Source organism: Mesorhizobium sp. B3-1-9, assembly GCF_006439595.1.
Classification (GTDB): Bacteria; Pseudomonadota; Alphaproteobacteria; order Rhizobiales; family Rhizobiaceae; genus Mesorhizobium.
This window is the reverse complement of sequence record NZ_VFTJ01000041.1, coordinates 1-8613: the sequence shown is the minus strand read 5'-3', so window position 1 is coordinate 8613 and position 8613 is coordinate 1. Positions and strand designations below refer to the sequence as shown.

Genomic DNA, 8613 nt, shown 5'->3' with positions numbered 1-8613 from the left:
GTCGGCGGTTGCGGGTTCAAATTGCACCGTTCTCGTGCCAGCGTTCGACGGGTCAGATCGATGCAGTCCTCCGTAGTCAAATCTTTGCTAAGCTTTGTCGGCATCCCGCTGGCCCTTTTTGGGCCATTGTTTGGGGCCTACATGACATTTTGGATGCACTCTCTTGGTCCAGTGACGCCAAAAAGACTAGAGGCCTCATTCTGGGGAGTTTCTGATCCGCTGGAGGATTTGCAGACGCAAGACGCCAAAATTACTGTAGCTGCGACCACTAACGGTGTCAGCATCGATAATTTGCGCGTAGGGCAGGCCTTGATAACCAACAACGGCCTTTCTCCAATAGTTCCAGCTGACGAATTCACACCCTTAGGTGTTCTATCCAAGCCACCATGGAAGATCGTCAACGTGGTGAGCTCCGACAAAGGGGTGAAATTAAACTGGAACAGAAAAGACGACTATAATTTTGTCTCCGACCCGACGCTCCTCAACCCAGGGGATCGAGTGTTTGTTACACTCTATTTCAGCAAACCTGGGCCGTACACAAAGCAGGCTGATGATGATCGACCGGATGTGACGTGGCAGGCTCGTATAGCTAATCTGCGAGAAATATCGAACGCTCCCGACCCGGCTAAGGTTATTAACGCCGGATGGATTATCGTATTTCACAACGGCCTGCAGGTTGTATTTCTATTGATGTTGTTTGTGATCTATCTTTCGATTTCGTTGTACTTCCTTCGCTGGTCGGGATTATATTACAGAGATGGCATTGCACCGTACGCGTCATTGTTGGCCGTAGCGACAATTAACCTATGCGCTGCTGAAGCCGGGACAACATACCTCTTTGGAATGTTCCCGTTCGGAAGCTCAGCAGACAACTTGGTGAACGTTCCTCCTATTGCCCTCAACGCTCTGGTATGGGTCGGACTTTTCGTCGCCGCGCGCAATAAGCATCCGTAGCTTGCGAAGCCTTGAGGTTCGCTGTTGTAAGGCCGCCACTCCGCAAGGCTCGCTTCCAGGCGCAAAGCAGCCATTCCATCCCACCTGCCCAAACTAGGGAGTATGGCCACGGGTCAGCCCAGTTGAGCCGTTGTTTGCATGCACATGGGCCAACTGCTTCTGCTGGAGCGTTGGCCCGTTGTCTCGATCCGCATTCAGGGAGAGGCCTTAAAACATAAACCAGCGTTTATGTTTGACGGAGGCTCATGAAATACGTCGGCTATTACCGGGTCTCGACCAAAAAACAGGCCCGATCTGGGCTCGGATTAGAGGCTCAACAGCAGATGGTCCGGCAATTTGCCGGATCACATGGCGAGTTGGTCGGAGAATTCGTTGAGGTGGAATCTGGCAGGAACGATCGGCGAATTGAACTGGCAAAAGCGATAAATACCGCCAAAAAAGCCGGAGCTTCGCTGCTAATCGCCCGTTTGGACCGCTTTTCAAGGCGTGTCAGCTTCATATCCACGATGATGGAGAAGGGCGTCCGTCTGGCGATCGTCGAGATGCCGAATGCCACGGACTTTCAGCTGCACATCTTCGCCGCATTGGCCCAGGAAGAGCGTCGGTTGATTTCCGAGAGGACGAAAGCAGCGCTGGCCCAAGCCAAGCGTAGAGGTGTCATACTTGGACAGAATGGGCGCGTTTTGGCCGTGACAAACAGGGAGAGGGCCGCCGATTTCGCGAAGCAAATCCGAGACAGCCTGCCTGAGGGCTGGCAGTCGATGGGTTACTCACAGCTGGCGGGCTTCCTAAATGACGCCGGGGTCCTCACGATCAATGGCACCCTATTTTATCCTCAGACAGCCAAGAACCTAGTTCGGGTTCTTCTCTCGACACATCAAATCGACCATACTTGAATGTACAGATTGGTTCTTGACGCTGGACCCTTGCCGAGGCCACATCTCAACCGCTGGCCAACAAAAAAACGAAGCAGTCATGAAAAATTAAATTGCATGTCTTCAAACGGTCGAAGTATATTAGGCCCGTATAATAAATGAGGGGACTAATGACCTATTCCGGGCGGGACTCGAAAAAACATAGGCAGAAAGGGGGAAAAAAGCCGCGACCCGGCGAAGTGTCGCGAGCAACTTTGGCAACTTCAGTGCTGCTAGTCGTGGCGGCGTGTGCTCCCCTTCCTAATTTCACCTCCAGCGCCAGATTTCCGGTCGCTTTGGTGATACGTCATCTCAATTGCGAAATGAAGCACGCTTTCATCGATGAAAAGGAAAAGGCGCCAAGCTGGTTCGATGTCGATAAATGGTCGGTGTCGACGCAAATAACTCTGAAAGCGGATAGCGAGATCGATGCCGGTGTGGGGTATGATCACAAATACAATCGCAGCCTCACAAAGCTAGTTGATCTCCCCCTAGGGGCGGACGTCAACCAACATGGCCATCGTGATACGCTTATCGGTTACAGCAATAATCTGGAAAACCTCCGAAAGCTCGACTGCAGCAATGAACAGAAGGTCGTTGAGTCACTTGGATGGCACCCGCTGACCGGAAACCTCGGAATTGCTCAGTGGCGGGACAAGATCTTCCTTGCATACGACGATTTCGCGAGGCCTGACAGCCTCAGTTACGCTAACCAATTTAGACTGGTGATCGATGCGAATTCGTCGCCGTCACTCAAACTGATAAGTGTAACGAACAGCGCTAAGGCAAGTGCGTCAATCACCAACGAGGATACATTGAGTGTGGCATTTGCGAAGATAAAGACGCCGCCTGCCGCAAAGCCCATCGCTGTTTACATTGTTCAGAAGCCAAGTCCACCGGCGCCTCCCGGTGCTGCGCCGCAGCCGCCGAAGACCACGATAACCATCGTACCTCAGGCAGCTCCTAAGGTTCCCAGGAATGAAGTTGACCCCTACACGCAGCAGCGTCTGGATCAGATCCAGAATCAGGGCGTGATTCAGCGTGCCCTTCCTGATTGTCGTGTGAGCGGACTTTGCTAACCAGGTGTGAGTCGATCAGCAAAACAGGGTAGTTACAGATGCCGTTGCGTGCTGAGCAGGGAATTTCGATCTCAGTTGCACCACCGCCCCCGGGTGAGCCAACCGGTCCGATTTTGGCAGTCGAATTCGCTTCCCAAGAGCAGTCCAATTGGTGCTGGGCTGCATGCTGTCAGATGGTTTTTCACTTTCTCGCGGTCAATAAGCTCTCACAATGCGATCTTGCTAGCGAGGAGTTTGCTTGCTCCTGCTGCTCGGCCCCTTCATCACCTCAATGCAACAAACCGCTCTGGCCGGACGGGGTATACCGGCACTACCATGTCCCCTTCGTCCAAAAGGCTCAGGCGCTCACGTTCGTGCAAGTGAAGGAGCAGATAGATGCAAACCGGCCAGTGGAGGCTTACATTGAGTGGAATGGATCGGGCGCGCACGTTATTTTGCTCGCAGGGTACTATGACAACGGGGATGTCGTCGTAATGGACCCGTTGTCAGATGGCCCAGCCAGAAAATCTCTGGACTCCGTCAGGGACGCAGACGGGATGGGTCAATGGACTATGACATACGTTGATCTCGGCGGTCGAGTTGGAGTGTGACGATGGTGCATACGACCCAGCTGCCGGCTAAACTTCGGCAAGAGGTTGCCTCGCAAATATCCGAGCGGCTAGTCCCGCCAGCTCCTGGCGCAAGCGTGCCAAAGGCAGAACAGTGGGTGCTGAATTTCGGCACGGACGCAAAGACGTCGCCCATGAAGCTGTGCTTGGCTGAAAGCTTTCCTATTTGGTCGCTCGGGTTAGATGCCATTCAGGCTCACCGCAGTGGCTCCGAGACCGCTCTTTTCACAGGTTATTGGCATCATCAGATCAAGTACGGAGATACCGCAATTCGCTACGCCAGGTCCCGCTCTGATCACGCAATGGCAAAGATGACTGTTACCGAATTAGGCGGGGAAACAACTGCCAATAAGATAGATCAGGTAATAACCTGGATCGATAGTAATGTCTCGTCTGATGCAGAAGCTAGGCTGCTCCTTGTGCCATCGTTCGGAATAGTGGCCTTTTGGCTTTCGGCGCCACCAGACAACGACATTGTCGTCGCCGACAGGCCAGCGTACTATGCTGGCGACATCTTGTTACAGCATATGTATGATTTTGATAACTTTGTCGGCTTATTGACGCAATTGCCGCCCTCGGCCGGTGTTCCGAATCGACAGCAATCTCGTCCCTAGCCTGTTAACACCTTAAGCAGCGAGTCAAGGTTGACGCGCCTCAGCACTCGTCACTCTGTCTCGCAACACACGATCGCATACAGAACATGCCTTCTGGCCTTCCTGACCGAACCACCTACAGGTGTTCCGAATTGTGCATTCAGGTAGAACCATAGGACCGCTGCCTCCTGAAGCCTCAACCTCAGCAAAAACCAAAGCCGGCACGCCACATCTTCCGTTGACCCAGTGGCCACATCGCTCCTCCTTACACCGCCCGGCGAACCGGAAACGGGCTTCTACATCGCCGACTTCTGATGCGCGACGTATGAATTCCTCATCAATTGGAAGTGTTTGTTCAAGCCGAAAAACGACGCCGTCATCGCCGACAAGAGCAAGTATCTCCGCGTCGACATCCGCTGAGTAACTTGGACATGTGACGCGCGCCCGCACAACACTATTCCGCCTTGAGCCATAGCCCGAAAGGCGGCCATTTCCACCCGGCCGCTTGGGCAGCCTTTCGATCTGCCGGACGAGGAACTGGATTGTACCTGAGGTCCAGTTCGGCCAATTCAGCCGCTACGGCTCGCTTGATGCTTCTTTCGATAGCCGCCTCCACCTCAGTGGTTAAGGGAAGCTCGATAACAACCCTGAATTCCGCCATGTTCTCCTCCATCACGAAAAAGCCGCGTGCCTATTTGACATTACAAGATTACAGTATAAGGCTACAATCGACAGCCAAGCAAGTCGTCTAGCCCGCACGTTAAAACAACTGGCGGAGACCATCATGCTGCGGTTCTATAACGTTCTGTCCGGCTCGCCGACGCTCACACCTGCGTCCTCAAAACGCAATCGCTTTGGGTATCTTCGCGCCAACACCAAGTGTGAGCCGTATATTACCGCTTCCACCTTAGGCTGGATCGGCCATTTGCCATTTTCGTTACAGCTGCGCTGGGAAAGGGGGCTTCGGATTCTGTGGCGACTGTCTACCGCAGATGACTTTCAAGAATTCGACTTTCTGTTTGCAACCGACTTGAAGTTAGAAGCACCGACATTGCGGCCATTTGATTCGGTTCCTGTTGTTGCGATCGCTCCCGAGGAGGGCGTCGTGCAGTTTTGGACGGGCCTAGTTGGTTTCGGTGAAAACGACGCAGCAATCAGGGTGCGTTCCATCCCCAACTACCCGACCAGGTTTCAATACCTCGTATATGATGGCGTTATCGAGGTTGGTTGGTGGCATGGCCCGATTGTGTTCCCGATCAGGCTTCTACGAAGCGACGTGACCATCACGATCTCCCCAGATCGTCCTCTATACTACGTGGAACCGATCCCTTCGCTGACCGCCCTCAGGGCCGCCTTGCATCAGTCGCCCATTGACGATGTTCGGTCTTTGGGTCCCGACGAGCTCGAATTGATGAGAGCCGAAATTGCGCCTACGGGGCGCGCAAATTCCTACGCCGCTCGATCACGAAGCCGGCGCTAACGACATATAACGGCGAGCGTCGTCATTTATGTGAGCGCATTGACTCCATTTAACTTCAAGAGCACTGTACGTGGTTGTCGGAACGAAGTTTAGTGACTTCCGACGTCTGGAGGACGTAATGGCTACAAATGGAAAACTTGAGGGTAATACTGAAGTTTTGCATGATGGTAAAGCAGCGACAGTCCGAGTAGCGGGTCACTCGCTTACGATCTCAGATGCTACTTTGGCAAAATTATATGAAACTGCGACTACCGACATAGTTAAGCCTGGCGCAAACGTGATGGTCCGCGTCGGTGTCGTTATAGAGTGGTAATGGACGGCGCCACGACCAAGGTTGCGGTTGTGGCGCCACATTTTCAGGTGCGCCGTGACGAACCTAGATGCGGTCCTGATCAACATGCCTTTTGCAGCGGCGGAGGTCCCAAACATAGGGCTTTCTTTGCTTAAGAGTGCTGCGTCCGAAGCGGGGTTCACGGTCCGCATCGAGTATCCGAACCTTGTTCTATATGACGTCTTAGGGCATGACCTCTATACATTGCTTTCCTATGGGTTCCCTTCGAATACCGATCTTCTTGGCGAATGGGTTTTTGCACGACATTTTCTGGACGCGCGTCTTAGGACTAGTATCACCAGCTGGCACGAATTTTGGCGTCTGACGCGCCAGAGAATGAAATCGCACCGGCTCTATGTCGAACGCACGGCTCCTCTTATTGAACGGTTCTTTTCCGGAGAGGACGACCCTGTCTTTGACCAAGTAGAGGCCTTTGTTCAGAAATGCGTTGAAACGCTTTTAGAGAGCGGAACTAACCTATTCGGCTTTTCAACCACATTTCAGCAAAGCGTATCATCGCTGGTCGTTGCAGAACGGATAAAGAAGTTACAGCCCGATTCGACAATCATTTTTGGAGGCGCCAACTGCGAGCGGCCTATGGGTGATGCCATTGCGCGCAATTATACCTTCATCGATGCGGTCGTCTCAGGCGAGGGTGAGCAAGCGATTGTCGACATTCTGCGCCGAGTCCAGGCGGGCGGGAGACCTCTAAGGCACTACCATTCATCCGTTGAAGGTGGCCCCGCGCCAGCAATTATCGAAGACGTTAATGCGCTGCCATATCCCAATTACGATGACTATTTCGAAGCTGTTTTAACATCACCGCGACAAATGGTGCCGAGCCTGCTTGTTGAGGGCTCAAGAGGATGTTGGTGGGGTGAGCGGAGTCATTGCACCTTTTGCGGCTTGAATGCCATGGGAATGACGTTTCGGTCGAAGACAGCGGGTCGACTTGCCGATGAGATCGAGACGCTGTCCGCCCGCTTCGATGTAACCCAAATAAACCTGGTCGATAACATTATCGATCTGAAGTGGCTAGACGTACTTGGGGACAGACTGTCCCAAACATCACTTAGCCTATTTGTGGAAACGAAGGCGAACCTATCGCGAACGCTAGTCCATAAGTTGCGACACGCCAGAATAAACCGAATTCAGCCCGGAATTGAGAGCCTAAGTGACCTGACATTAAAGCGGATGAAGAAAGGGGTGTCGGCGTTGGCAAATGTCCAGCTACTCAAGCTATCGGCGTTGTATGGGCTTGATGTTAGCTGGAACATAATATTTGGTTTCCCGGGCGAAGTGACGGAGGATTATCAGCAGAATCTCCAGTGGATTTCACTACTGACGCATTTGCAGCCTCCTGAGGTAGCAACGGACGTTAGAGTTGATCGATATAGTCCGCTATTCGTGGCTCTGGAAAATCCGCGCCCATATCCTGCTTACTTTGATGTATTCACGTTGAAGGAGAGCCGGGATTACGTGGACCTTGCTTATTATTTTTTGCCGGAGCATCTGCAACCGGAGTTAGCATTCGAGAAGCGAAGAGTTATCGACGCGGTAGCTCATTGGCAGGCGACGGCACAAGCTAGCGTGCTTACGATGTCAAGCGAAGACGATCATCATTACGTAATTGATACACGGGTGGCTGGGCGTGAGCACTTTGTGGAGGTAGGACGTACCGAGCGGGAAATACTGGCTGCATGCAGTGAACGGGTGACTCGTGACAGACTTGCGGCTTCGTTCGTGACGCAGCCCGATCCCGAGGACTTCCAAGCTTCGTTGGGAGGTATGCTTAACGCTGGTTGGATTATTGAGCGCGATGGCGCGCTGCTGAGTCTGGTGTTGCAGGAGGAGGAGTTTGCTTCCGATGAGTGGCTTCGACGCGTGGCTAGTCGCCTTAAGGGTCGATCAATTCCGAAAAGCGATCGCGTCTTACCTTGGACAAGCGCGTTTGATGCCATTGACGTCAGGCGGGTTCACGGCAGTTTCACCGGGTCGTCCCAGACAGAGCGCTGATTTCGTCAATCATTGAGCAACAGTGAACGAAATGAGGCCCTTGACCGGCGAGGATATGTTCTTACTCATTGATAGCCCGAGCAAAACATGGCGCACACAATCAGCTTCCGTATCCTGGTGAAGATTCGTTGGGAAAAGCGGGTCGTGCGGCGGGACGAGTAGCGGGTGATCTGGCTTTTCTCAGCGGCCCGGACTTAGCTCCGACCACCTCGTTCAGGCCCTTTAAGCTTCTCCGGAAGGGCTTGAGCAAAAAGAGTGGATTGCATCTCCCAGGCGGCCTTTAAATCCGCCACTATCATCTTTTGCATCTCTGGAAGGCGAGACACCAAGCTCGGCTGCGTTCCACTCCCCATCCGCTTCTGGATGAACTGCAGTTGGCTGTCTGTGCGACCGCAAACGGTGACGGCAGCGTTCGACACCACTAACTCATTGACAGCCCGCACAAGCCTGTCCTCGCCTGCGGACTGAATTTTCGCTATCAGCGAACGGTCTTTGACCGCCAGAAACAACCTTCTCGGCCCCACCGGCACAATCAGGTGGGACTCTGCCTGATTCAAATTATTAGTAAGGAAGACTGGCCTGTCCGATGTAAGAAGCTCATGGTTAGCGTGTTCTGTTCTTAGGACAGACCATTTCAG

The 8613-nt window shown here is 53.0% G+C and carries 8 protein-coding genes; 6 read left to right on the top strand and 2 right to left on the bottom strand.

Annotation, left to right across the window (positions count from 1 at the left end; genetic code table 11):
* From FJW07_RS31305 to FJW07_RS31285, 4 genes are all read left to right on the top strand, one after another.
* On the top strand, positions 1-954 hold a 954-nt coding region (locus FJW07_RS31305), incomplete at its 5' end, for a hypothetical protein (protein ID WP_210239938.1).
* 245 nt (positions 955-1199) lie between these two features.
* Positions 1200-1850, top strand: a complete 651-nt coding sequence (locus tag FJW07_RS31300) for a recombinase family protein (protein ID WP_140860885.1) — start codon at positions 1200-1202, stop codon at positions 1848-1850.
* 149 nt (positions 1851-1999) lie between these two features.
* Complete coding sequence (locus tag FJW07_RS31295; protein ID WP_140860883.1) at positions 2000-2947, top strand: hypothetical protein; 948 nt, start codon at positions 2000-2002, stop codon at positions 2945-2947.
* A gap of 592 nt (positions 2948-3539) precedes the next feature.
* Complete coding sequence (locus FJW07_RS31285) at positions 3540-4169, top strand: hypothetical protein (protein ID WP_140860879.1); 630 nt, start codon at positions 3540-3542, stop codon at positions 4167-4169.
* A 433-nt stretch (positions 4170-4602) separates the two neighbouring features.
* Here FJW07_RS31285 and FJW07_RS31280 read toward each other — a convergent pair whose 3' ends face one another.
* Positions 4603-4809 carry a hypothetical protein gene (locus tag FJW07_RS31280; protein WP_140860877.1) on the bottom strand — a complete coding sequence of 69 codons (207 nt, stop codon included), beginning with the start codon at positions 4807-4809 and terminating at the stop codon, positions 4603-4605.
* A 123-nt stretch (positions 4810-4932) separates the two neighbouring features.
* On the opposite strand from FJW07_RS31280, the gene FJW07_RS31275 reads away from it, so the two are divergent.
* Both FJW07_RS31275 and FJW07_RS31270 read left to right on the top strand, forming a co-directional pair.
* Positions 4933-5628 (top strand): hypothetical protein, encoded by a 696-nt coding sequence (locus FJW07_RS31275; RefSeq protein ID WP_140860875.1) that lies wholly within the window; start codon positions 4933-4935, stop codon positions 5626-5628.
* 367 nt (positions 5629-5995) lie between these two features.
* Positions 5996-7975, top strand: a complete 1980-nt coding sequence (locus FJW07_RS31270; protein WP_140860873.1) for a RiPP maturation radical SAM C-methyltransferase — start codon at positions 5996-5998, stop codon at positions 7973-7975.
* Between the two features lie 194 nt (positions 7976-8169).
* On the opposite strand, the gene FJW07_RS31265 is transcribed toward FJW07_RS31270, so the two are convergent.
* Positions 8170-8613 (bottom strand): DUF4238 domain-containing protein (locus tag FJW07_RS31265; RefSeq protein WP_181182786.1); only part of this gene is annotated, 444 nt, incomplete at its 5' end.

Bases quoted from the DNA above. Each gene is read 5' to 3' on its own strand.
- FJW07_RS31285 (WP_140860879.1), top strand. From the start codon at position 3,540: ATGGTGCATACGACCCAGCTGCCGGCTAAACTTCGGCAAGAGGTTGCC.
- FJW07_RS31275 (WP_140860875.1), top strand. From the start codon at position 4,933: ATGCTGCGGTTCTATAACGTTCTGTCCGGCTCGCCGACGCTCACACCT.
- FJW07_RS31300 (WP_140860885.1), top strand. From the start codon at position 1,200: ATGAAATACGTCGGCTATTACCGGGTCTCGACCAAAAAACAGGCCCGA.
- FJW07_RS31295 (WP_140860883.1), top strand. From the start codon at position 2,000: ATGACCTATTCCGGGCGGGACTCGAAAAAACATAGGCAGAAAGGGGGA.
- FJW07_RS31280 (WP_140860877.1), bottom strand. From the start codon at position 4,809: ATGGCGGAATTCAGGGTTGTTATCGAGCTTCCCTTAACCACTGAGGTG.